The organism is Bradyrhizobium ganzhouense (assembly GCF_049949285.1).
GTDB lineage: Bacteria > Pseudomonadota > Alphaproteobacteria > Rhizobiales > Xanthobacteraceae > Bradyrhizobium > Bradyrhizobium ganzhouense.
The window spans coordinates 6,466,142-6,488,462 of the sequence record NZ_CP181318.1; the positions used below are offsets into that span (position 1 = coordinate 6,466,142).

The window sequence follows — 22,321 nt, forward strand, 5'->3', positions numbered from 1 at the left end:
CCAAACAGGAGCGCTTAGGCAGCGCTGACAGTTTCCAGCTCGGCCGCCAAAAACTGCTTCTCGAACGCGTCGGCAGGCATCGGACGGCCGAAGAAGTAGCCCTGCCCTTCCTCGCAGCCCATGCTGACCAGGAAGTCCGCCGTCGCGCGATTCTCGATGCCTTCGGCAACAACCGAGAGACCGAGCTGCCTGCTGAGGCCGATGGTCGAGCCGACGATCGCAGCGTCGTCGGAATCCGCGAGCAGATCGAGCACGAATGAGCGGTCGATCTTGAGCCCGTCGAGCGGAAACTTCTTCAGATAGCTCAGGCTCGCATAGCCCGTTCCGAAATCGTCGAACAGGATGCGGACGCCAAGCTGCTGGATCCGCTTGAACATGTCGAGCACCCGGCCCTCGTCATGCAGCAGGATATCCTCGGTGACTTCGATCTCGAGCAGCGAGGGGGTTAGCCCCGTCGTTGTCAGCAACTCCGCAACCGAATGCGCGAGATCGCCGGAGTGGAGCTGCGACGGCGAGAGGTTGATTGCGACGCGTACAGCGTTGCCCGACAACTCCCACGCACGCGCCTGCCGGCCCGCGGTCTCCATCACCCAGTTCGCGATCCGCTCGGACAGGGCCGAGGTGTTGACCACCGGCATGAACTCTCCGGGTGACACGTAACCGCGCACCGGATGCCGCCAGCGGATCAGCGCTTCAGCTCCGACCAGGCCTCCATCAATCAGGCGAACCTGTGGCTGATAAAACAGCTCGAACTCGCCGCGATCTGCGGCAAGCGCCAGTTCGGTCTCCAGCGTCAGCCGGTTCTCCAGCTCCTGCCTGATCACGCTCTCGAAGATCACATGGCTGCCACGCCGGGTCGCCTTGGCGCGGCTCAACGCGAGATGGCCGTTGCTCAGGAGATCATCCGCGCTCTGTCCACCCTCCGGATGGACGGCGACGCCGATGCTGATCCTGACACGATGCTTGCGCGTTCCTGTCACAAGCGGCGCCTCGAATGCGCGCGCAATCCGCTCGGCGAACGCGGCAACCGGCTCGTCGCTATCCGCGCAATCCAGCGCAATAGCAAACTCGTCGCCGCTGAGCCGGGCGACCACCGCCTTGCCATCGACCTCGCTCCGCAGGCGTTCAGCGACCGCCCGCAGCACGAGATCGCCGATCGAATGTCCAAGCATGTCGTTGATCTGTTGAAACCCATCGAGTCCCAGCACGAGCAGCGCGACTTCGGAGGACCGCCGCTCCGCCGCAACAATCAGGCTGGCGAGTCCCGCATGCAGCGTGTTGCGATTAACAAGACCGGTTAGCGCATCATACTCGGCGAGATATCGGACGCGTTCGGCCTCGCGCTTGCGCACGGAGATGTCGCGGAGGATCGCGCCGTATTGGAAGCCCTCCGTCCCCTGCCAGCCCGAGAAACTCGCCTCGACCGGGAAGGTCTCGCCATTCTTGCGCCGGCCCTCGAACTCGACGACGACGGCACCGCCGGGGACCAGCAGCGCCTGGCGCGCGGCGTCGCGCATGGCAAAGGTCTTTGTTCCGCCCTCCGCCGGTATTGCGCAAAGCGTTTCGAACGGACGACCGATCATCTCGGTCGGCATGTAGCCGAAGATCGCGCTCGCGCCGGGATTCCAGACCGTGATCCGGTGATGTTCATCGGTGCAGACCAGGCCATCGCCGAGCGACATCGCTATGCGATGAAAGCGGCTTTCGGCGATGCGCCCCAGCAGACTGCGGAAATCGATCTCGTCCAGCGCGATCGCCGTCAGATAGGCGACGATCGCGATGTGGAACAGCGATGTGTCGATAACGAGCGGCCAACGTTCCTGCACAAGCACAGCGGCCAGTTCGATGCCTGCCCCGGCTGCGATCAGGATCGCGACGCGGACACCCGGTGCGACGCGGCGCCATGAATACATCATCAGCAGGCAGATCAGACCCAGGCCCAAGATCATGCCTGCATTGGACGTCCAGCGCAGCATGCGGTTCTGGAGGACCGATTCTGTCGCCAACGCCTGAAGGACAGGCCCCGCAACGATGCGGCCATTCGGGACACTGAACCGGTCGCCCAGTTCGAGTGCGGTGGCACCGACGATGACCTTCTTGTCCCTCAGCTTATCGAGGGTCACAGCATCGCCCCGCAGCACGTCGACATAGGAAACACTGGGAATCGATGTCGCCCGAATGCTGAAGTCGATCAGGAAAGGCGGCCGCCGATTGGCGTCCTGCCCGGCCAACACGACGGCCATCGACGGCATCTGCGCCTCGCCGAGCTTCTCGCCGATCGGATAGCGGCGAACGAGCCCATCAGATTCGACCGCCACATTGACCACGGCCGGCCACGACTGGTTGCCGAATGGCTTCAGGGGGCGATTGATATGAGCCGCCCCCCCATTGGGTGTCGGCTGCTTGAAGGACGGCAAAATCGTCGAGCCGCCGACTTCACGAAGCGCGGTGAGGAAGGCTTCGTCGGAGGCCGGATCCGACGGCGTGCTGAAATCGATGTCAAAAGCCACATCCCGTGCACCAGCGGCCTCGAGCCTGTGCAGGAGATCAGCGTGCAGGCTGCGCGGCCAAGGCCATACGCCGATCTGATCGATCGAGGGCGCATCGATGGCGACCACGACGACGTTGCCGCTGGCCTCCCGCGACTGCCAGGCGAACCGCAAATCAGTGAGCGCGTTGCGAAGCGAGCCGTGCCATCCCGTGGACAGTACGACTGCCAGAGCAATCACGACAAGAATATGTGGCCGATAGCGTTTCACCTTGCTCCCCCTGCACTGGCAGCGCTCGCCGCCAAGTGCTCCCCCCTATGACGACAGCACGGCTCTAGTGATGCTTGTACCAACCGTAGTGGTTGCCGTTGTTGCCGCTGTTCCCGTTCCCGTTGCCACTGTTCCCGTTGCCGCTATTTCCGTTGCCGGTCGCAGCATTCCCGCTGGTCCCGCTTCCCGAGCTACCGTCGGTCGCGTTGTTCGAGCTGGCGGCGGCCGCAACAGACGTCGGCACGCTCAAGGACGTCGATGTGGCACTGGAAGCAGGTGCGCTGCTGCTCACTGCGACCGCTGTTGCAGTGGAGCTGTTGGCAGCCGTGGTCGTCGTGCTCGACTTGCTATCGCTCCATACCGTGTCGCTGCTGGCATTCGCGTTACGCACCCGTCCTGGTGCGACGGTGTCGTGGGCGAGCCCATGCGTGACCTTGTGGAAGTTCAGCTTAACCTCGCCGAGCGAGCTCGAGATGCGCACCACTCCGGTCCTGAGCGTATGAGTTTCGCTTGACTGGCGCGATCGCGCCGGTGCGCCGGCCGTCTTGCTGCCCTTGTCGATCGTGCCAAGCGCATGGCCGTTCGCCGCATGGCGCGGTATCGACAGGCCCAACTTCGGCACGGGCACACGCTCGATCGTCGAGGCGCGTGGCTTGCCTTGCTCGATTGGACTGAACGTGCCGGCACCGCTCAGGCTGAGACCGGGCTTGCCGTGCTCGAAGGCAGTGGCCGCCTGTCCCGGCATGACCTGGGCAATCTGGCCAGTCCTGAAATCGGAGACTTCAACCTGTCCACGGAGCACACCAACCTTGGTGCTGCCCGCGCCCACCGTGACGCTGAAATGCGTGCCCTTGACCACAGCGGCGAGATACGGCGTCTCGACCTCGAAATGCTTGACGTTGCGCTTCTCGACCTCGAGCAGGATCGAACCCGCCTGCTGGATGATGGTGGTCGAGAGCCCCTCCTTCTTCTCGGCGGGCACACCGACCACCGAATTGGGAGAGATCAAAATCGTCTCTTCGCCGCGAACGAGCAGCACACGGCCGTTGCGCCCGGTGCGGATGGTATCCCCCGGCTTCAGAGTCTCCTGCTGATTGAGCGACACCTGCTGGGTGCCGCTGGTCGCGAGCCAGACCTCGCCCGATGACTTGCTGACCGACCAGACGCCGTCATCCGCAGCGGATGCACCGGACGCCGTTCCCAGGATCAGCGCTGCCATCAAGGCGCACTGCATTCCAATTCGAACGAGCATGGTGACCCCTCAGCCTGCGTTACTGCGAGCCCTGATGCGTATCCGAGATCACTCAAGATTGGCTTAGCGGGAACCCGGGAGTCCGGCAGCGGCATTAACCAATCGTTGACCATAAAAAACTATGAAAAATCATGTGGCTACTGAATCCTTACCGGCGCCTGGAGACCTCTCCGTCAAACTACCGAGAACGGTCCGTACCAGGGGCAGTTGGACGGTATCTTGCTGCCGCGCTGGTGCTACTCGGACCGGCGTTTGCGGGAATTCCGCAGGCGTTCGCGCAGCAGGCGAACCAGCCGGGGTTCGATCCGCGCCAGCCGGAGAAGTATTTTGAAAACCAAACCGAGCAGGAATCTCTGAACCGGCCTCCGGTGAAGTTACCCTCGGTCGGCCAGCCGAACACCGGCGGCGACATCAGGCCGCAATTCGTCCTGCGCGGCGTCAATGTCAGCGGCGCCCACGTCATCTCCTACGATCGCATCGCCGCCCTCTATCAGCCCTATCTCGGCAAGAAGGTCTCGCAAGCCGACCTCGCCACGATTGCGGGGGCAATCAGCGATCTCTACCGCGCCGACGGCTTCCATCTCAGCCGGGCCATCGTGCCGCCGCAGGACATCGCCGATGGCAGCGTGCGGATCCAGGTGATCGAAGGCGCGATCGTGCAAGCCGATCTCAAGGGCGATGGCGCCGAGCAGTTCGGCGTAAGGCCAATGCTCGGGCCGGTCCTGGCCGAGCAGCCGTCGCGCTTGGCAACCCTCGAACGCCAGCTCTTCCTCATCAACGGCCGGCCGGGGGTTCGCGTCACCGATACCGCCCTGGAGGAGATCGGTGGTGCGACCGGTCGCTTCCGCCTTACCGTCTATCTGAAGACCTGGCACGTCTTCACGTCGTTTGGCCTGGACAATCTCGGCTCGTCGTCGGTCGGACCGTGGCAGACCTATGCGACGGGTGCCTTCAACTCCTACCTCACGCCCGGCGACACGCTCGCGGTGAACCTGTCGACCATTGCCAACGATCCGCGCGAGCTCGGCTTCGCGCGGCTGTCCTATGACGCACCGGTCGGCGTCGACGGCGTGCGCCTCGGTGCCTCCGTCCTCTATAGCGCTGTCCGGCCGGGCGACGCGCGCCGTCTCGACAGCGACATCACCACAACGGAGGCTTTCGAGGTGCGGGCAAGCACCGTGCCTTTCATGTCGCAAGCGTCCGGACTGACGCTCACCATGGCCGGGACCTTCAGCAACGTGTCGGAGCACGATCTCTACGGTCCCTGGTACAACGACCATATCAGGACCGCGAGCCTGAGCGCCGATTACCGGCTGCAGGATCGCTTCGGCGGCACCAACTACGCGACGCTGATCTACCGCCAGGGCCTCGACGTCTTCGGCGCCTCGCAACTCAACGACGATTTGCTGTCGCGCGACGGCGCCTCCTCGAACTTCTCCGTGCTGAACCTCTGGTTCACGCGCTACCAGACCCTCAATGACGCCTGGTCGCTCAAGCTGTCTGCGGCGAGCCAGACCGCGTCGCGGCCATTGTTCACCTCGCAGCAATTCTATCTCGGCGGCGCAGCCTTCGGCCGCGGCTATGGTGCGGCCGAGATCAGCGGCGACAACGGTCTTGCCGGCTCTCTCGAGCTGCGCTTCGACCAGACGCTCAATTTCCGCTACTGGAGCGGCTACCAGCTCTACGCTTTCGGCGACGCTGGCGCAGTCTGGAACGACGGTTACCGTCTGAGCGACGGCCTTGCGCTGACGTCGGCCGGTGCCGGCATACGGTTCTTCCTGCCGCAGGATTTCCAGGCGGATTTCGGCATCGCCGTGCCCTTGAGCTACCGGGCGCCCTACAATGAGCGCCGCAGCCCGCGCTTCCTGTTCACCCTGGCGAGCGCGTTCCGGCTTTGCCCCGAACGCGGCAGAAACGGCTGCCTCTAGCCGCGCGGGCGTCGCCTCGATGCGGTCCTTTGGGGCCCTTCTCACAGACTTGCCTAAATTTAATCCCGTAATGTGCTCACGATCGCTCGATCTGGGCGTTTTCAATGGCCATGTTCAGTCAAAAGTGATTGAGACGGAACCATGAAGAGGGTTTTTGCAATTCTGGCTTTTCTCTGCGTCCTTGCGGCGGGCCAGTATGTCGTCGTCAGCAAGTTCGCGATCCGACACGAGATGCTATCCTTGTTCGACGCCGCGCGACAGCGGCCGATCTCGGTCGATATTGCGGTGCGGCGCGACTACGAGACCAAGGCCAATCTCGGCCTCTGGAAGCTTCCGGTCGCCATCATCAGCAATGGCAACACGGTCAAGGCCACCGAGTATTCCTTTCTCGCCAACGTGCTTGCGGCGCGCGGCTATCTCGTTGCAAGCATTCAGCAGGATCTGCCGAGCGATCCGCCCCTGATGACCCGTGTCGGCCAGAAATATGTCGGCCGGCGCGAGGTCTATATGCGCTGCGAAGCCAACATCCTCTACGTGCTGAACACGTTGAAGGGACGGCAGGAGAATGCTGACTACGATCACATCACGCTGGTCGGTCATTCCAATGGCGGCGACGTCTCGATGTATGTCGCGCAGCAGCATCCCGAGCTCGTGTCGAAGGTGATCACGCTCGACAATCTCAGGGTGCCCTTCGTGCTCAACGACCACATGAAGATCCTGTCGTTCCGCTCCAAGGATCCGCATTTCCAGACCGACCCCGGCGTGCTGCCGACACCGGAGGAAGCCAAGGCGCGCGGCATCGACATCATCCATACCGGTGCGCAGCATACCGAGATGAGCGATCGCGGGCCCGACTCGGTCAAGGAGAAGATCCAGGCGACACTTGACCGCTTCCTGCGCGACAGCGCCAGCAGCGCGCTCGCGCCGGCCGATACGACTTCCCCGATGATCATGAATCCCGGGGACTACTAACCGGGATGGACTACTAACCGGGATCCTTTGCTGCAGATCAAGGCAGCTGCAGAAAGGATGACGGACGGCGAATGAGGTTCATCCGGTGGCCCATCATGGACCTGCGACGGAATTGAAATGCGCAGCGCGTCACTGCGCAGGATCAATTTGTAAGCACACGGCCGTGGTGCGAAAAATCAGGACTTCCCCTTGTCAGGATTTGTCCTTGCCCGGCTGCATGAAGTTGCCGGTCATCTGTCGCATGTGATCGCCGGCATTGGTGAACTGGCTTCGCAGGAACTCGGACTGAATTCGCATCGCCTCCTGAAGGTCGGTTGCGTGAACCAGCTTGCGAGCGTGTTCGAACGCCGCCTTCATGTTCTGCTCGGTGAAGGCGAGCGCCTGCTTGGATACGTCCGCGCCCGCTCCGGGAACGGACGACATCGATTTGGTGGCGGCATCGAAAAACATGCCGAATGCCTTCTCGGCCTGGTCGATGGTTTTCTCAGCTAGGTCGCGCAGTTCGGCCGGAACTTCGAGCTTCGGTTCGATCATGGTCGCACTCCTCCCTCTTTTTCCTGACTGATTACCACATTTGTCGCACCGCCTTCCAGCGGCCAGACGCCAGCAACGGACGCCAGCCGGCGGTCCGTTTTCCGGTCTGAAAGGTGGACAAAGCGTAGTGTTGGCCCGTGGCCGGGCTCAAGACAGCGGGTGTTCGGGGATAGTTTCGTCGGTGACGAGGTCTTCGACGAGCTTGATGACCTCAAAGCGCTGCCGGGGAGCGAGCTTGAGAAAGGCGCGCAGCAGGCGGAGACTTTCGACGGTACCATTCGCGGGTGCGCCGAGCTTAAGATGCAGTTCAGCCGCGAAATTGAGGTTTTTCATCTCGCACCTATGACAGAACTCGGCCCCTCGGGATCTGGCGTCGGGAGCCCTATCGAGAACCGCACGCCGTCACCGACACCATGGCGACGGCGAACTCTAGGTCGTAACACCCCAGCAGGTTGGCGTGCTGAGCTGCAAATCTGGAGAGACTCGGCCCGACCCGAGAAGTTGCAATTATGGCAAGGAACAACCCCTCGATCAAGCCAAACCGTATGACTTAGCGATGCTTCGTCGGCATCGTGCTACGGCAATTCCGGATAACAGGAATACGCGCTGCCGTCACCCACCTGCGTCAAGAAGCAGCAATCAGTCACCACACGGCCCCGATCGCTGTCAATTCGACTACCGTTTCGCGTTGTTTCCGGTGTGATCGGAAACTGGCAACCACGGACTAGCGCTTCTTCAGCGTATACACGTAATCGTTGAGTCCGATTTCGGCGGTTGCATCGTCCACGAAATGAATGTCGATCTCGCAACCGGTCTCCAGCGTCGTGATACGGGTCCCGGTGAAGCCGAGCGAAGCGGCAAGCGCCTTAGGGTCAGCCTTCTTGTCGGCCCGCTGCATCTCGTCGAACGCGCCCTGGAAGAGCATGTCGGGACTATAGTCCGTCACGTTGTATCGCGGCCTGGCGCAGGCGAATGGACGCGGACCGGAGATTTCCCTCGACTTAAGGACCACCGTCTTGCCGATCAGCCGCGCGCGCTCGGCATCGTCAGGCTTGCGGTGCGGATCGGCCCATGGTGCCACCACGGCCGTCGTCAACGTCCAGCTTCCGACATAGAAGGGATCGGCAGCCACGGCCGGGCCGACCGTGCAGAGCGATGCGAACACAGAAACAATGCAGTTGAATTTCATCCGGCGAGTCCCCTTCATCTCTCGGTTTGGACTCGCCGCTCCGCATCACGGTTCATCATTGCCCAATATTTCTCGCGCCGTGAACCGTTGTTCAGCGGCGGCGCGCCGATGCATCCGTCGCAAAGCCGTAGATCAGCGCCAGCCGGTCGAGGCATTCGCGAAAGCGCCGGGCGAAATAGTCGTTCCAGCGCTGGGTGCGGACGGCGCGTCGCTGCCCGATCTGGTCCATGGTCAGGCCGAGCACCAATACGTCATGCACCAGCGCGGCACCGTCGGTGCCGAGCTCGTGTTCGACCCGGTTCAGCCGCAATACGGCCTGACGCTGGCTCTCGGTAATGGGCTCGCAGGAGCGCGTGCCGTCGACATATTCGCGGGTCGGATCCATGGCCTGAGGGCCCCGCTCCGCCCGCTCCCAGTCGTTCTGGTAGGCGCGGCCACCCCGATATTGCGCCTCGTCGATCTGGTGGTGCGCGTGCAGCCGGCCGAGCGGATCGTTGCGGATCGACCGCATCGCCACGATCCTCTCGTCCTGATCGAGCGCCAGGGGATTGTCGACCTCGACCTCCGCCAATTCCGCATTGAACGGCAGGTCGCGCGATCGGCGGTCGTGAAGCCCGGACAATTTGTAGGACATGTTGCGTCTGGCACGTGCCACTCGAAGACTCCTTGCAAACTGAATTGAGAAGGGGCGCTGGTCAGGCGGCGGAGATCACCCTCAGCACGACGGCGCCGGCGGTACGGCTGGACACCGCTCCGGGACCGCGGGTCAAATGCGCATGCGGCGCGCAATAGCTCGAGCCGGGCAGACGGGGGTGACCGCAGAAGCTGATCTCCTCTCCCTCGCTGTCACCGCCGTAGGGATAGCGGCAATCGCCTCGCTCGAGCTCGAGCAGCGTGATCAGTCGCGGCCGGACGCCGACGCAGCGCAATTTGACCGGATTGGCCGGCCTTAGTGCCGATGGCGGCGGCAGGTTCAGACCGGGTATTGCGACACGAAGCGGCGCGAGCGGACCGGGCTCGCCCGGCAAGGACGGCACGATCGATGGGCTCGTCATCCGTGCGGGCTCGGCGAGCCCGAGCCGCTTGGCGCGACCGACCACCGCATTGCGCGTGTAAGCCGTTCCAAACCTTGCGTTAATCTCCCTTCCGATCTCCGCATATGACAATCCCTTGAAAAAATAGTCGCGAAGCGCGTCGGAATGCTCCGACGACCAATGGCCCGGTTCCATGCTGCTGTCCTGTGATGCGCCCCGATCGCACGATCCGGAGGCGGAACGCACATTCCGTTATTCCGAAGTCAAAGTCAAGCGCGAATTCTGATATTCATAATTGCATCAATTCCGAATTTCGGATTACAAGAGGGAGAGCCAATAGGCAATCGAGGGAATCACCATGTTGGACGCTGCGATGATCGAACGGGGCCTGGAGAAGACGGGCAAGAGCAAGGGTGGGCTGGCCGCGGCGATGGGCGTGCGCCCGGGCGCCGTGTCGGAAATCCTCGGTGGCGAACGCCTGGTGAAGGCCTCGGAAATCATTCCGATCATGCAATATCTCGAGCTGAACCTCGCGCCGATCATGGGCCGGGTCGGCGCCGGCGCCGTGATCGAGCCGGATTTCGAGCAGGTCCCTCCAGAGGGGCTCGGCGACATCGCGCTGCCCTTCCCGATCATGGAAGAGACCGTCGCCTTTGAGATCCTGGGCGATTCGATGCTGCCCAAATACGAAAGCGGCGACGTGATCGTCGTATACAAGGACCAGCGCCATCCGCTGTCGAGCTTCTACGGTGAAGAGGCCGTGGTCCGGCTCAAGACCGGTGAACGCTATTTGAAGACCATCGAACGCGGGAAAACCCCCTCCGTCGTCAACCTCAACAGCTTCAACGCCAAGCCGATCGTCGGCGTCAAGCTCGACTGGGTCGGAGAGATCTGCCTCTCCATGCCCAAGGGCCAGCTCGAGCGGCTGCGCGCCAAGTCGGCCCGCCCCCGCAAGAAGGGCCGATAGGCACAGATTTCCGATTTTCGGAAATATAACTTGACTTAATTCCGTTTTTCGGAAATACTCTGCCGCGCACCCGGCCTTGGGGCGCGGCAGGATCGTTTCATGCAGTATTTCGTCGTGATGATCGATTACGGGCGGCGCGGACGCGAGGCGATCGTCGACCCCGAGATCACAAGACGCGAGGTCATCTCCCGCGTCACTTCCGGCGAGTACCAGAACATCTCGTTCATCCACGAAATCGCAGAAAATTCGGTCGACGACGTCACCGAGGCCATCCTGGCCGAGGCCGCCCTTCCCCAGATCCCGCCTGAAGATATCGACCTCCAGGCGGTCCGGCTCGATCACGCCCGTGACCTGCGTAAGCACGAGCGGACGTGACGCAGGCTGAAGCAGCCTGCGTCACGTCCGGCGGGCGATCACACCGTCAGAACGGTCGATCCCGTAGTTTTGCGCGCGGCGAGATCGGCATGCGCCTTCGCGGCATCCTTCAGCGCGTAGGTCTGGCGCACCTCGATCTTGACCGCGCCGGACTTGACGACGTCAAACAGCTCGTTCGCCATCGCGACCAGGTTCTCGCGCTTGGCGGCGTAGGTGAACAACGTCGGCCGGGTGACGTAGAGCGAGCCCTTCTGGGCGAGCAGGCCGAGATTGAGCGGCTCGACCGCGCCGGACGAGGCACCGAACAGCGCGGCGACGCCGAGCGGCGCGAGGCAGTCCAGCGACTTCAGGAACGTGTCCTTGCCCACGGAATCATAGACCACCGGCACCTTCTTGCCGCCAGTGATCTCATCGACGCGCTTCACGAAATCCTCGCGCGTGTAGATGATGACATGGTCGCAGCCATGCGCCTTGGCGAGTTTTGCCTTCTCGTCGCTGCTGACCGTGCCGATCACGGTCGCGCCGAGATGCTTTGCCCACTGGCTCAGGATCAGGCCGACGCCGCCGGCCGCCGCATGCAGCAGAATGGTGTCGCCGGCCTTCACGCGATAGGTCTGCCGGATCAGGTACTGCGTGGTCAGTCCCTTCAGCATCATTGCCGCCGCGGTCTTGTCGTCGACACCGTCAGGCAGCTTCAACAGCCGGTCGGCGGGGATCAGCCGCGCCTCGGAATAAGCGCCGAGCGGTGATGCACCATAGGCGACCCGATCGCCCGGCTTCAGATCGGTGACGCCTGGCCCGACTTCCTCGACAACGCCCGCGGCCTCGCTGCCGAGCCCGCTCGGCAATGGCGCGGGATACACACCCGAGCGGTTGTAGATGTCGACGAAGTTGAGACCGACGGCAGTGTGGCGGATCCGCGCTTCGCCCTGCCCCGGCTTGCCGACATTGACTTCCTCCCAGACCAGGACTTCCGGACCGCCGGTCTTGTGAAAACGAATGGCATGGGTCATGGGCGTTGCTCCCTTATCGTTGCGTTGATGGTCCGAGAAAAAGCGGATCGGCCGGAGAAATAGGCATTTGGTCCGCCCGTTACAGTACAGAGACGTAACAAGAATGTCACAGCGAACGACAAACGCTCGCCGTTCCGCCTCTGTTCGAAAGAGTTGATGACGGCATCGACGCAACCGGCAGTAGCCTTTGCGCGGGGTTTGGTGGTCGCCTGCGAAGGAGAGCCGAGATGCCAGCCTATGTACAGCATCATCAGGATATCGAAATCGCGCCTGTGATTTGCCCGACGTGCATGGGGTTCCAGCCGATGTATGTGCGCGAGGTCGAGCCGCACTGGAGCCTTGCCAAGATCGACTTCGTCTACGAATGCGCCGATTGCGGCGCCGAGGTCAGACAGACCATCCGCAAGCCGGAGCTGCTGCGGCACTGACCGCACCATCAGTCGCCTCTTAAGTATTTGCGCCGAACGGAAAAAGCAGACGTCAGCGCGGATCAGGCCCGTCCCAAACAGGCTTGTTCTTTGCCGGGAACGCAGGCAGAACAAGCCTCAAGCAAGACCTTTGGGAGCGCCCTTTCGTGGCTGAACAGAAGGCCTCGACCTCGATCGAGGCAGTGGAGAGCGGCCTCGCCGCGCAAGGCTATATCGCGAGCCGGCAGATCGCGACCGCCGTCTATTTGTCGCAACAGATCGAAAAGCCGATCCTGGTCGAGGGCCCCGCGGGCGTCGGCAAGACCGAGCTGGCCAAGGCGATTGCCGCCTGGCGCGGCATGAAGATGATCCGCCTGCAATGCTACGAAGGCCTCGACGAGGCCAAGGCGCTCTATGAGTGGAAATACGCCAAGCAGCTGCTCTACACGCAAATCCTCAAGGATAAGCTCGGCGAAGTCCTTGGCGGCGCGCAGACGCTGCACGCCGCGCTCGAACAGCTCCATGATTTCGGCGATGTGTTCTTCTCCAAGGAATTCGTCGAGCCGCGTCCCCTGCTCCAGGCGCTGGAGCAGCCGGGCGGCTGCGTGCTCCTGATCGACGAAATCGACAAGTCGGATGCCGAATTCGAATCGCTGCTGCTGGAGATCCTCTCCGACTTCCAGGTCACGATCCCGGAGCTCGGCACGGTCTCGGCGATCACGCCGCCGACGGTGATCCTCACCTCCAACAGCGAGCGCGATCTCGGCGACGCCCTGAAGCGGCGCTGCCTGCACCTGCATATCGGCTTCCCCGAGCAGCGGCTGGAGGAGCGCATCGTCGAGAGCCGTGTGCCGAACATCTCGCACACGCTGCGCCGGCAGATGGTCGGCTTCATCCACGAGATCCGGTCGCTGGATTTGAAGAAGCTGCCCTCGGTCAGCGAGACGATCGACTGGGCGCGCGTGCTGGTGCTGCTGCAGGCCCCCGAGCTCGACACCGAGATCGTCAAGGACACTCTCAACGTGCTCCTGAAATACGAGGCCGACATCGAGGCAGCTCACCCGCAGATCACGACCTTCATTGCTAAGGCGACCCGGTCCAACGTCTTCGGTTGACGCCCGATGCGCGAAAATCTTCATCGTTTCTTTCGAGCTGCGCGGGGGGCAGGCGTTCATGTCTCGCCCGCCGAAAGCATCGATGCGATGCGCGCCGTCGCGCAGGTCGGCCTCACCGACCGCGCCATCCTGCGCGACGCGCTGCTTCTGACGCTCGCCAAGTCGCAGGACGAGAAGCTCGCGCTCGGCGACTGCTTTGATCTGTTCTTTAGCCAGCCCGAGCCTCGACAGGATCAACCCGAGGCCGACGACAGCGACGACGCCTCGCAGGACTCCGATCAATCGCCCTCCTCAAGCTCGGCCAGCGAAGCGGGCGAAGGACAGCCTTCCGAAGGATTGGGTCCGCTTGCACAAATGCTGATGTCGCAGGATCGCAATGCGATCCAGGCCGCGATTGCGAGCGCATCCGGTGCAGCCTCGCTCTCGGACATCCGTTACTCCACCCAACGCGGCATCTTCTCCAGCCGCATCCTCGACGCCATGGGCCTTCAACGCCTGCGCGACGATCTCGACGAGCTGACATCAACCAATCCCGCGCTGGCCGAGCGCCTGCGAGCGGCGCTCGATGCCCTGCGTGAGGCGGTGCGTGACACAGTCTCGCAAGGGCTTGCGCTCTATGCCCGTGAAGAGGCCGAAAACCTCCGCAACGAAATCCTGCGCAACGCGCCGCTGGCCCGCATCGAGCGGCGCCAGGTCGCGGAGATGCGGGCGCTCATCCGCCAGATCGCGCGCCGCCTGCGTGAGCGCTATTCGAAGCCGCGCAAGCGCCAGCGCCGCGGTCACCTTGATGTCCGCCGCACGCTCCGCCGTAACGCCGCCTGGGGCGGCGTGCCTTTCCTCACCGCGTGGAAACGCAAGCACCGCGACCGGCCAAAGATCGTAGCGATCTGCGACGTCTCCGGCTCGGTGGCGCAGGTTTCGGACTTCTTTCTGCTCCTGATCCACTCCCTGCATGAGGTTGTGGACGACGTCCATTCCTTCGCATTCTCGTCGCATCTGATCGAGGTGAGCGAGATTCTGGAGAAGAAGTCACCCGAAGAAGCGATGGCCGAGATCATGTCCAAGGTCGGCTTCGGCTCGTCCGATTACGGCTCTTCGCTGGTCGATTTCGAGAAAGACTTCATGAGCATGCTGACGCCGCAGACCACGGTGATCGTGCTCGGCGATGCCCGCAGCAACAATCTCGACCCACGTGCGGACATCTTGCGTCGAATCTCCGAACGCTCGAAGCGACTGGTCTGGCTCAACCCCGAAGGACGGCTCGCCTGGGGCTTTGGCGATTCCGAGATGCCGCGCTATGCGACCTTTTGCAGCGTGGTGCGGCAATGCGCCACCGCGCAGCAGCTCGAGCGCGCGGTCTCCGATATCGTTGCAACTTACCAGTAGCTCGCGGCCGACGTCAGCTTCGCGCAAGCTCCACATGGGCGGCGTTGCACTCGCGAAAGTGATAGGCAATTTCGTCGAGCGCGCGCTGTTCCCATTCCTGGGCTTGCGTAAGCCAGAAAACCCGACGCTCAAAATCGAGCGCCGCGCGCTCACGGCACAGGGATTCCTGACTGCGAATTTCCACCAGCCTGTTCATGCACTCACACTCCTCGTCGTGTGAAGCCATTCCCTGCGAATCAGCGTAGCAGAATCACGAACCCAGCGTCTCACCATTTCTGTGCATATCGCGACGCAAAAATGGGACAGCAGCGCTTCCCGTGCATTGCAGCCGTCGCAACGCAACATCAAGTGAAGATCATCAATTAGTGATCAATGATCGGGACGATAATCGTGTCCGAGCGATCTTAACTATTGTGGCGCAACAGACAGCGGCAATTCGTGAAGAGAAGTTCCAAACAGCTCACCGGATTCCCGACTCATTGTCGTCGCATGGTCTTCATGCAGCGCCGCTAACAGGGGCGCGCGAACGTGACTATTGCTCGAGGCAACATGAACGACGATTTCGACTTCGATCTTTCGCCGGATCAATGGGCAGCCCTGCGCACACTTCGTAACCCAATAGCGAACAATCGCCTTTCGAAGGCCTATCTCGTCGACAGCCTCGTCAAGCTCGGTCTCGTTGTCGTTGATGATGGCGTGCCCGCGATGACTCCCATCGGACGCAAGGTGCTGGTGCGCGGATCGTGCCGATTGCTGGACCTCGCAGCTTAACGTACGCGTCAAAAGATCTGTGCGATCACGATCGCGTATGCGACGAACACGACCCCGAGTCCCCACACCATTGCCGGAATCTGCGACCGCCGGCCGACTGCCACTTCCAGAGCAATGTAGCTCAGCGTGCCCAGCGCCATTCCGTTGATGAGGTTGTTGGTCAGCACCGTGATCAGCAGCGTCAGCACGATTGGAACCGCGTTGGCGAGATCGGTCATGTCGATGCGGGCAAGTCCTTGCATCATGAGCACGCCGACGAGCACCAGCGCGGGCGCGGTCGCTTGCGGCGGGATGATGACGAAGATCGGCCAGAAGAACAGCGCAAGGAAGAAGAATCCAGCGACGGTCAACGAGGTCAGGCCGGTGCGACCGCCGGCCTGCACGCCGGTGATGGATTCGATATAGGCCGTGACGACGGAGGTTCCGAGCAGCGGCCCGACGATGGAGGCCGTCGCATCGGTCGCAAATGCGGCGGTGGCATTCGGGATTGAGCCGTCTGGTTTGCGCAGATTGGCGGCCCCCGTCACGCCGATCAGCGTACCCAGCGTCGAGAAAAATTCGGCGCACAGGAAATAGAACAGCAGCGGCAACGCGACGACGAAATGGCTGAAGAGATAGCCGATGTCGAGCGCCATGAAGGTGCTGGTCGGCCAGCGCGGCCACGCCATGATGGCTGACGGCACTGACGTCACCATCTTGCCGTTGGCGCCTGGAACGAAGAAGCCGATCAGCGTGAGCACCGCGATCGACAGGATCAGCGCCGCCGGCACCCGGCGTACCACCAGCACCGGCGTGAGCAGGAGACCGAACAGTGTCAGCAGCACCGGCGGGCTGCGCAAGGAGCCCATGGCGATATAGGTTGACGGATTCTGGACCACGAATCCCGCGCCCCGTAGCGCAATGAAGACGATGAGGGTACCGACCGCCGCCTGGATGCCGATCTTCAGCGCTTCCGGCACGTCCTTCGCGACTTTCTCGCGCAGCTTCGACAGGCTGAGGATCAGGAACAGCACGCCGGTGAAGGCGACCATGGCGAGCGCGCCCTGCCAGGGCATCCCCATCTGCTTGACGATGACATAGGTGAAGATGACGTTCGAGCCCATCGCTGGCGCCACCGCAAGCGGCAGATTGGCCCACAGCCCCATCATCACCGAGCCGACGATTGCGGCGAGCGCCGTGGCGCTGACGAGATCGGCACGGTCCATCCCGGCGTTGGACATGATCGCCGGATTCACGGCGATGATATAGGCCATCGCCGCGAACGTTGTCGCGCCGGCCATCACCTCGCGGCCGACGCTGGTGCCACGCTCGGTGAGGCCAAAGGTACGATCAAGCAGTCCCGAGGCTGGGCGCGGTGCCGGCTCGGCGGGAGCGGCTTGCGGCTTCGTCATCTCGTTCATCGCAGTCTTCCCCCTACCAGACCACCGGGTGCGCTTCGCCGGTCTGCACGTTGATGAAACCAAGCGGCGCCTGCTCGCACGGCGCCACCAGCACCCAACTCCAGGGCGCACAGGTCAGCGTCGCAAACATGAGCCTCTCCGGGAATCCTGGGTACCAGCGCGGCCGGAACGTTGGCTCGTACATCCAGTCGACCTTGCGACCTTCCGCATAAAGCGCCTGCATCTCGGCATCGAGCGCTTGCGCCGAACGGCAGCTCATCAGCCCGCCGACCTCGAAACGCACGGTCGCAACGAGCTCGCCCTCGCGCACCAGCGCCCAGCCGCCCTGAAGCTCGATCAGCGCGTTGACCGCCTTTGCCATCGCCGCGTCGGACGAGCCGACCACCCAGATATTGTGCTTGTCGTGCGCGACCGAGCAGGCAACAGCCGTCTCCGGCGTGCGCGGACCACAGCCGCGCCAAAACATCTTTGCGACGCGCCCATCGCCGGAAAAGCGATCGACGATGGCGAATTTGGTGATGGCCTCGCCCTCGTCGCGTTGCACCGCACCGTCACGCACGGGCAGCTCGAGAGTGTAGAATTCGGGGTGCCAATGGAAGGGACGGATCACCGCCGCCTTCATCGTGGTACGGCCAGGCTCGGCCGGCAGTTCGAAATCTTGAGGCTTGATCGAGCGCTTGATGTTGACGGTCTTGGTTGCCCAATCCGGCCACTGGATTTCAGGCACCCGACCCAGATAGCGCTTGCCTTCGGAGACCTGCGCGCCATCGGCCCACACTTCGGCGATCGTGAGCTTGGTGACGTCCGAGAGCAGCACGACATCGCCGAAACGCCCTGGAGCCAGACTCCCGACGAACGGCGTGATGCGTATATGCCGCGCCGGGTTGATGGTGAGACACTGGATTGCGATCTCGGGCGCAAGACCGGCCTCGATCGCGACCCGCGCATTGTGATCGCTGGCGCCGAGCTCGAGCGTGTGGCTGGCACTGCGGTCATCCGTCGTGAACGCGACCTGCGACCAGTCCTGCAGACCTTTCGCGAGCAGCCATTTCACGATCTCATCCATCGCGTAGACACGCAGCTCGACGAACAGGCCGCGGGTGAGCTTGTCCCAGGTCTCCTCCGGCGTTTGCACTTCGTGGTCGGAGGCGAGCCCTGCAGCGGCAAAGGCGTTGATGGAGGGCAGATCCCGCAGGCCGGAGGCATGGCCTTCGACGACGCCGCGCGCTGCGAATGTGGCCTCGATCATGCCCCAGAGCCGTTTGTAGGAGGGATTGTCGGGATTCCACACCGCCGGCCAATCCATGACCTCGTCGAGCCCGGTGACCATCAGGCTCTCGGCCATGAAGCGCGCCTGCTCGTCGTGGCCATACCAGCCGCCACCCCACTCATAGGCCGTCGGCGGCACCGCCGATCCCGGCTGCGGAAAGATCTTGAGCGGCGAGCCGCGGCGGCGTGCCTCGAACCAGAATTCGAGATTGCGGGCGCCGTTGACATTGGAGAACTCGTGGCTCGCCTCGCAGGTCCAGGTATTGCCATGCGGCAGCACCAGTGCCGCCTCCCATTCTGGCGTCAGATGCGAGCTTTCAATATGCTTGTGCACCTCGCCGAAGCCGGGGACGGCCGCGAGATCCGGCCGATGCACGCGCTCGCGGACCTCGCCGGGATAGCTACCGGCCGGCCCGACCCAGGCGATGCGCCGACCCTTGAAGACGATCTCCTGATCCTCGCTCCAGGTGCGGCTGTGCACATCGAGCAATCGGCCGACCCGCAAGGAGCGATCGGCCGGGCGCCGGCCGAGTGCCGTCAGCACCAGGTCCTGACGGATGCGGACTTCGTCGGGCGCGTTGATCAGAAGGTCGTCGGGGATCGCATTCATGGCCTGCCTCACTCTACGCCGGTGTTTTCGCGCGCAATGGTTCGCTTGCGCGGCGATTTTCCGGCCTTGCCGCTGCGCGCCGCAGCGGCATCGCGCTGACGGACATCGCTCAAAAGGGTCGTGAGCGCCCACTCGATCGCGTCGGCGATCTCGGCGCTGGACATGCCGAAGTCCTCGCGCATCGCATTCCAGGCCAGCACGTTGTTGAGATAGGACGCGAGCGCCTCCGCCTGGCGGACCTCCTTTGCGGGGAGATGCCGCACCAGCGGCGCCATCGCCTTGCGATGCTGGTCGATCAGGTGCCGCCGGAAGCCGGCGCGCACCCGGCGGCCCGCCCGCGTCATCGCAATGGCACGCGCCAGATGCGGGTGGCGGTCAAATCGCTTGCACAACTTGCGGAAAATATCCGGCAGCTCGTCGGGCGAGCTGAAGGGAATATAGCTGAAGACGTTGTCCTCGATCCACTCGCCGGCCGCCGCAAACAGCTCAGCGCGGGTCTTGAAGTGCCGATAGATGGTTCGCTCGGCCACCTTTGCGCGCTTGGCGACCGCGGCCATGGAAATGTCGTCGGCCGCCTCGTCCTCCAGCGTCTCGACAAAGGCCGCGACGATGCGCTGCCGCGTCATCTCGGCATATTCGTCGCGAAGGCTGGCGATATGTCGCTTTGCTGTACTCATGTCACAAGTCTGACATCAAGCAAATTGGAGGGTCAAGCCGAGAGTTGAGGCAGGCCGCGCCGCAACAATGGGCGTCGGCACGCTCTGGGGCCGGCGGCCCACGCGAGCACGGCTATCGCCTGTCGCCTGAAAAATGGACTTTTGCGCGCCGCCAAAATCGGATTTGCTCTGCCAAGAACTGCGCGCGACGGCGTCGCGCGGACGGCAAGGAAGCCGACGGAGGGAGCTGATCATGAACGGGCTTGGCGGGCTGAACAAATCGCCTGAGGGCGTGGTCATCGGACTGGTTCAATTGCAGTTGCCGATCGTCGCGACCAAGTCCGATCTCGCCAGGCAGACCGAGCGTATCGTCTGGATGGTCGGCAAGGCCCGCCGCAATCTCTCCACCATGGATCTGGTGGTCTTCCCCGAATATTCGCTGCACGGCCTCTCGATGGACACCAATCCCGAGATCATGTGCCGGCTCGATGGGCCCGAGGTCGCGGCATTCAAGAAGGCCTGCATCGACAACAAGATCTGGGGCTGCTTCTCCATCATGGAGTTCAACCCGCACGGCAATCCCTACAATTCCGGCCTGATCATCGACGATCACGGCGAGATCAAGCTCTATTACCGCAAGCTTCATCCCTGGATTCCGGTCGAACCGTGGGAACCGGGCGATATCGGCATTCCCGTGATCGAGGGCCCGAACGGCGCCAAGATCGCGCTCATCATCTGCCATGACGGCATGTTCCCGGAAATGGCGCGCGAATGCGCCTACAAGGGCGCGGAGATCATGATCCGCACCGCCGGCTACACCGCGCCGATCCGCGATTCCTGGCGGTTCACCAACCAGGCCAACTCGTTCCAGAACCTGATGGTCACCGCCAACGTCTGCATGTGTGGCTCGGACGGCTCGTTCGATTCCATGGGCGAAGGCATGATCGTCAATTTCGACGGCACCGTGCTGGCGCACGGCACCACCGGCCGCGCCGACGAGATCATCACCGCCGAGGTCCGGCCCGACCTCGTGCGCGAAGCCCGCATCAACTGGGGCGTCGAAAACAACATCTACCAGCTCTGGCACCGCGGCTATGTCGCAGTGAAGGGTGGCGCGATGGACTGTCCCTACACCTTCATGCAGGACATGGTCGCGGGCACTTACCGGCTGCCATGGGAAGACCAGGTCAAGGTCACCGACGGCACCTCCTGCGGCTTCCCGGCACCGAGCCGCATGTTCGGCAAGACGGCAAAAGCCGCGGAATAGGCAGTTTCCCGGCCGAAACCGCGGCATTCTGGCACGGTTGTTGCTCCTTTTGGCGTCCAAGTCGCGTCAAACCGGGGGAATCCACCATGTCGACCATCACCGCGGCACCCACCGCCGAGCCTAAGCCGCTCTATACGTCCCTGTTCGTCCAAGTCCTCGCGGCGCTGATCCTGGGCATCATCCTCGGCGTGGCCGCCCCGGACTTCGCCATCAGCCTCAAGATCCTCAGCGACGCCTTCCTGAAGCTGATCTCGATGATCGTGGCGCCGATCGTGTTCTGCGTCGTCGTGCACGGCATTGCCGGCGCCGGCGACCTCAAGAAGGTCGGCAGGGTCGGCGTCAAGGCGCTGGTCTATTTCGAGACGATGACGACGGTGGCGCTCGTGGTTGGCCTCATCCTGGCCTATCTCTTCGGTCCCGGCCACGGCATGAACATCGATCCCTCGACGCTGGATGCCAAGGCGCTCAACACCTATGCCGACAACGCCCACAAGCTGCAAGGCGCCGGCATCGGCGCCTTCCTGCTGAACGTGATCCCGTCCACCTCGTTCGACGCGCTGTCGCGCAACGACGTGCTCCAGGTGCTGTTCTTCGCCGTGCTGTTCGGCGTCGGCCTCGCGCTGGTCGGCGGCGAAAAGGGCCAGCTCGTCACTTCGATCATCGATGCGGCCTCAACGGTGTTGTTCCGTGTCATGGGGCTGGTTGTGCGAGTCGCCCCGCTCGGCGTGCTCGGCGCGGTCGCCTACACCGTCGGCAAATACGGCGTCGGCTCGCTGAAGCAGCTGGTCTCGCTGGTCATGCTGTTCTACGTCTCGGTCGGCATCTTCGTGCTGGGCGTGCTCGGCGGCGTGATGGCGCTCGCCGGACTCAACATCCTCAAATTCCTCGCCTATCTGCGCGAGGAATTGACCATCGTGCTTGCGACCGCCTCATCCGACGCGGTGCTTCCTCAGATCATGAAGAAGCTGGAGCGTATGGGCGTGAAGGATTCCGTCGTCGGACTGGTCATCCCGACCGGCTATTCCTTCAACCTCGACGCCTTCTCGATCTATCTGACGCTTGCCGTCGTCTTCATCGCGCAGGCCACCAACACGCCGCTGTCCTTCGGCGATCTTCTGCTGGTGCTGGGGGTCTCCCTGATCACGTCAAAAGGCGCGCACGGCGTACCAGGCTCGGCGATCGTGATCCTCGCCGCAACTCTGAACGCGGTGCCGAGCATTCCGGCGATCGGCCTCGTGTTGGTGTTGTCGGTCGACTGGTTCATCGGCATGGCGCGCGCAGTCGGCAACCTCATCGGCAATTGCGTAGCGACAGTCGTCGTAGCCGCCTGGGAAGGCGACCTCGACCGCGCCAAGGCAGCCAAGGTTCTCGAGGGCGGCGAGCTGGTGGACGTGACCGCGGGCTGAGGCGCGCGCGT

Annotated in this window: 22 protein-coding genes; 10 read left to right on the forward strand and 12 right to left on the reverse strand. The window is 63.0% G+C overall.

Annotation, left to right across the window (positions count from 1 at the left end; genetic code table 11):
- Positions 1-14: 14 nt before the first annotated feature.
- Positions 15-2,759 carry an EAL domain-containing protein gene (locus ACLFLU_RS29905; protein WP_426408328.1) on the reverse strand — a complete coding sequence of 915 codons (2,745 nt, stop codon included), beginning with the start codon at positions 2,757-2,759 and terminating at the stop codon, positions 15-17.
- 64 nt (positions 2,760-2,823) lie between these two features.
- Entirely contained in the window at positions 2,824-4,011 is a 1,188-nt protein-coding gene (locus ACLFLU_RS29910; protein ID WP_426408329.1) for a FecR family protein, read from the reverse strand.
- Between the two features lie 131 nt (positions 4,012-4,142).
- Between ACLFLU_RS29910 and ACLFLU_RS29915 the strand changes: the two genes are divergently transcribed.
- Positions 4,143-5,939, forward strand: coding sequence for a ShlB/FhaC/HecB family hemolysin secretion/activation protein (locus ACLFLU_RS29915; RefSeq protein ID WP_426408330.1), 1,797 nt, complete (start codon positions 4,143-4,145; stop codon positions 5,937-5,939).
- Between the two features lie 141 nt (positions 5,940-6,080).
- Positions 6,081-6,911: an alpha/beta fold hydrolase gene (locus tag ACLFLU_RS29920; RefSeq protein WP_426408331.1), complete on the forward strand. Its 831-nt coding sequence runs from the start codon at positions 6,081-6,083 to the stop codon at positions 6,909-6,911.
- 192 nt (positions 6,912-7,103) lie between these two features.
- Here ACLFLU_RS29920 and ACLFLU_RS29925 read toward each other — a convergent pair whose 3' ends face one another.
- The 5 genes from ACLFLU_RS29925 to ACLFLU_RS29945 all read right to left on the reverse strand — a co-directional run bounded on the left by ACLFLU_RS29925 (position 7,104) and on the right by ACLFLU_RS29945 (position 9,863).
- Positions 7,104-7,445: a phasin gene (locus ACLFLU_RS29925; RefSeq protein ID WP_426408332.1), complete on the reverse strand. Its 342-nt coding sequence runs from the start codon at positions 7,443-7,445 to the stop codon at positions 7,104-7,106.
- A 147-nt stretch (positions 7,446-7,592) separates the two neighbouring features.
- The gene (locus ACLFLU_RS29930; protein WP_027531907.1) at positions 7,593-7,778 is read right to left on the reverse strand and encodes a hypothetical protein; all 186 of its coding nucleotides are present in this window, start codon (positions 7,776-7,778) and stop codon (positions 7,593-7,595) included.
- A gap of 391 nt (positions 7,779-8,169) precedes the next feature.
- Positions 8,170-8,634, reverse strand: a complete 465-nt coding sequence (locus tag ACLFLU_RS29935) for a hypothetical protein (RefSeq protein WP_426408333.1) — start codon at positions 8,632-8,634, stop codon at positions 8,170-8,172.
- A gap of 91 nt (positions 8,635-8,725) precedes the next feature.
- Positions 8,726-9,289 carry a hypothetical protein gene (locus tag ACLFLU_RS29940; protein WP_426408334.1) on the reverse strand — a complete coding sequence of 188 codons (564 nt, stop codon included), beginning with the start codon at positions 9,287-9,289 and terminating at the stop codon, positions 8,726-8,728.
- Positions 9,290-9,329: 40 nt separating this feature from the next.
- The gene (locus ACLFLU_RS29945) at positions 9,330-9,863 is read right to left on the reverse strand and encodes a GcrA family cell cycle regulator (protein ID WP_426408335.1); all 534 of its coding nucleotides are present in this window, start codon (positions 9,861-9,863) and stop codon (positions 9,330-9,332) included.
- Between the two features lie 163 nt (positions 9,864-10,026).
- Here ACLFLU_RS29945 and ACLFLU_RS29950 point away from each other — a divergent pair, with 163 nt between their 5' ends.
- Both ACLFLU_RS29950 and ACLFLU_RS29955 read left to right on the forward strand, forming a co-directional pair.
- Complete coding sequence (locus ACLFLU_RS29950) at positions 10,027-10,635, forward strand: S24 family peptidase (protein ID WP_426408336.1); 609 nt, start codon at positions 10,027-10,029, stop codon at positions 10,633-10,635.
- A 99-nt stretch (positions 10,636-10,734) separates the two neighbouring features.
- Complete coding sequence (locus tag ACLFLU_RS29955; protein ID WP_426408337.1) at positions 10,735-11,010, forward strand: hypothetical protein; 276 nt, start codon at positions 10,735-10,737, stop codon at positions 11,008-11,010.
- 38 nt (positions 11,011-11,048) lie between these two features.
- Here ACLFLU_RS29955 and ACLFLU_RS29960 read toward each other — a convergent pair whose 3' ends face one another.
- Complete coding sequence (locus tag ACLFLU_RS29960; protein ID WP_426408338.1) at positions 11,049-12,023, reverse strand: quinone oxidoreductase family protein; 975 nt, start codon at positions 12,021-12,023, stop codon at positions 11,049-11,051.
- A gap of 227 nt (positions 12,024-12,250) precedes the next feature.
- Between ACLFLU_RS29960 and ACLFLU_RS29965 the strand changes: the two genes are divergently transcribed.
- The 3 genes from ACLFLU_RS29965 (at position 12,251) to ACLFLU_RS29975 (ending at position 14,931) form a co-directional block, all read left to right on the forward strand.
- Positions 12,251-12,451 (forward strand): hypothetical protein, encoded by a 201-nt coding sequence (locus tag ACLFLU_RS29965; RefSeq protein ID WP_426408339.1) that lies wholly within the window; start codon positions 12,251-12,253, stop codon positions 12,449-12,451.
- Positions 12,452-12,597: 146 nt separating this feature from the next.
- A complete protein-coding gene (locus tag ACLFLU_RS29970) occupies positions 12,598-13,545 on the forward strand; it encodes an AAA family ATPase (RefSeq protein ID WP_426408340.1) in 948 nt (315 codons plus the stop codon).
- A 6-nt stretch (positions 13,546-13,551) separates the two neighbouring features.
- Entirely contained in the window at positions 13,552-14,931 is a 1,380-nt protein-coding gene (locus ACLFLU_RS29975; RefSeq protein WP_426408341.1) for a vWA domain-containing protein, read from the forward strand.
- Between the two features lie 13 nt (positions 14,932-14,944).
- On the opposite strand, the gene ACLFLU_RS29980 is transcribed toward ACLFLU_RS29975, so the two are convergent.
- The gene (locus tag ACLFLU_RS29980; RefSeq protein WP_426408342.1) at positions 14,945-15,127 is read right to left on the reverse strand and encodes a hypothetical protein; all 183 of its coding nucleotides are present in this window, start codon (positions 15,125-15,127) and stop codon (positions 14,945-14,947) included.
- A gap of 353 nt (positions 15,128-15,480) precedes the next feature.
- On the opposite strand from ACLFLU_RS29980, the gene ACLFLU_RS29985 reads away from it, so the two are divergent.
- On the forward strand, positions 15,481-15,702 hold the full coding sequence (locus ACLFLU_RS29985; protein WP_426408343.1) for a hypothetical protein: 222 nt from the start codon (positions 15,481-15,483) through the stop codon (positions 15,700-15,702).
- 8 nt (positions 15,703-15,710) lie between these two features.
- Here ACLFLU_RS29985 and ACLFLU_RS29990 read toward each other — a convergent pair whose 3' ends face one another.
- The 3 genes from ACLFLU_RS29990 to ACLFLU_RS30000 are packed head-to-tail and all read right to left on the reverse strand — an operon-like array spanning position 15,711 to position 19,658.
- The gene (locus ACLFLU_RS29990; RefSeq protein WP_426408344.1) at positions 15,711-17,102 is read right to left on the reverse strand and encodes an NCS2 family permease; all 1,392 of its coding nucleotides are present in this window, start codon (positions 17,100-17,102) and stop codon (positions 15,711-15,713) included.
- 13 nt (positions 17,103-17,115) lie between these two features.
- A complete protein-coding gene (locus ACLFLU_RS29995) occupies positions 17,116-18,981 on the reverse strand; it encodes an adenine deaminase (RefSeq protein ID WP_426408345.1) in 1,866 nt (621 codons plus the stop codon).
- Between the two features lie 8 nt (positions 18,982-18,989).
- On the reverse strand, positions 18,990-19,658 hold the full coding sequence (locus tag ACLFLU_RS30000; protein WP_426408346.1) for a TetR/AcrR family transcriptional regulator: 669 nt from the start codon (positions 19,656-19,658) through the stop codon (positions 18,990-18,992).
- 232 nt (positions 19,659-19,890) lie between these two features.
- On the opposite strand from ACLFLU_RS30000, the gene ACLFLU_RS30005 reads away from it, so the two are divergent.
- Complete coding sequence (locus ACLFLU_RS30005) at positions 19,891-20,904, forward strand: formamidase (protein WP_426408347.1); 1,014 nt, start codon at positions 19,891-19,893, stop codon at positions 20,902-20,904.
- 86 nt (positions 20,905-20,990) lie between these two features.
- The gene (locus ACLFLU_RS30010) at positions 20,991-22,310 is read left to right on the forward strand and encodes a dicarboxylate/amino acid:cation symporter (protein ID WP_426408348.1); all 1,320 of its coding nucleotides are present in this window, start codon (positions 20,991-20,993) and stop codon (positions 22,308-22,310) included.
- Positions 22,311-22,321 lie beyond the last annotated feature (11 nt).

Coding starts and splice junctions, on each gene's coding strand:
- ACLFLU_RS29910 (WP_426408329.1), bottom strand. CDS start 4,011: ATGCTCGTTCGAATTGGAATGCAGTGCGCCTTGATGGCAGCGCTGATC.
- ACLFLU_RS29915 (WP_426408330.1), top strand. CDS start 4,143: ATGTGGCTACTGAATCCTTACCGGCGCCTGGAGACCTCTCCGTCAAAC.
- ACLFLU_RS29920 (WP_426408331.1), top strand. CDS start 6,081: ATGAAGAGGGTTTTTGCAATTCTGGCTTTTCTCTGCGTCCTTGCGGCG.
- ACLFLU_RS29925 (WP_426408332.1), bottom strand. CDS start 7,445: ATGATCGAACCGAAGCTCGAAGTTCCGGCCGAACTGCGCGACCTAGCT.
- ACLFLU_RS29930 (WP_027531907.1), bottom strand. CDS start 7,778: ATGAAAAACCTCAATTTCGCGGCTGAACTGCATCTTAAGCTCGGCGCA.
- ACLFLU_RS29935 (WP_426408333.1), bottom strand. CDS start 8,634: ATGAAATTCAACTGCATTGTTTCTGTGTTCGCATCGCTCTGCACGGTC.
- ACLFLU_RS29945 (WP_426408335.1), bottom strand. CDS start 9,863: ATGGAACCGGGCCATTGGTCGTCGGAGCATTCCGACGCGCTTCGCGAC.
- ACLFLU_RS29950 (WP_426408336.1), top strand. CDS start 10,027: ATGTTGGACGCTGCGATGATCGAACGGGGCCTGGAGAAGACGGGCAAG.
- ACLFLU_RS29955 (WP_426408337.1), top strand. CDS start 10,735: ATGCAGTATTTCGTCGTGATGATCGATTACGGGCGGCGCGGACGCGAG.
- ACLFLU_RS29960 (WP_426408338.1), bottom strand. CDS start 12,023: ATGACCCATGCCATTCGTTTTCACAAGACCGGCGGTCCGGAAGTCCTG.
- ACLFLU_RS29965 (WP_426408339.1), top strand. CDS start 12,251: ATGCCAGCCTATGTACAGCATCATCAGGATATCGAAATCGCGCCTGTG.
- ACLFLU_RS29975 (WP_426408341.1), top strand. CDS start 13,552: ATGCGCGAAAATCTTCATCGTTTCTTTCGAGCTGCGCGGGGGGCAGGC.
- ACLFLU_RS29980 (WP_426408342.1), bottom strand. CDS start 15,127: ATGAACAGGCTGGTGGAAATTCGCAGTCAGGAATCCCTGTGCCGTGAG.
- ACLFLU_RS29985 (WP_426408343.1), top strand. CDS start 15,481: ATGAACGACGATTTCGACTTCGATCTTTCGCCGGATCAATGGGCAGCC.
- ACLFLU_RS29990 (WP_426408344.1), bottom strand. CDS start 17,102: ATGAACGAGATGACGAAGCCGCAAGCCGCTCCCGCCGAGCCGGCACCG.
- ACLFLU_RS29995 (WP_426408345.1), bottom strand. CDS start 18,981: ATGAATGCGATCCCCGACGACCTTCTGATCAACGCGCCCGACGAAGTC.
- ACLFLU_RS30000 (WP_426408346.1), bottom strand. CDS start 19,658: ATGAGTACAGCAAAGCGACATATCGCCAGCCTTCGCGACGAATATGCC.
- ACLFLU_RS30005 (WP_426408347.1), top strand. CDS start 19,891: ATGAACGGGCTTGGCGGGCTGAACAAATCGCCTGAGGGCGTGGTCATC.
- ACLFLU_RS30010 (WP_426408348.1), top strand. CDS start 20,991: ATGTCGACCATCACCGCGGCACCCACCGCCGAGCCTAAGCCGCTCTAT.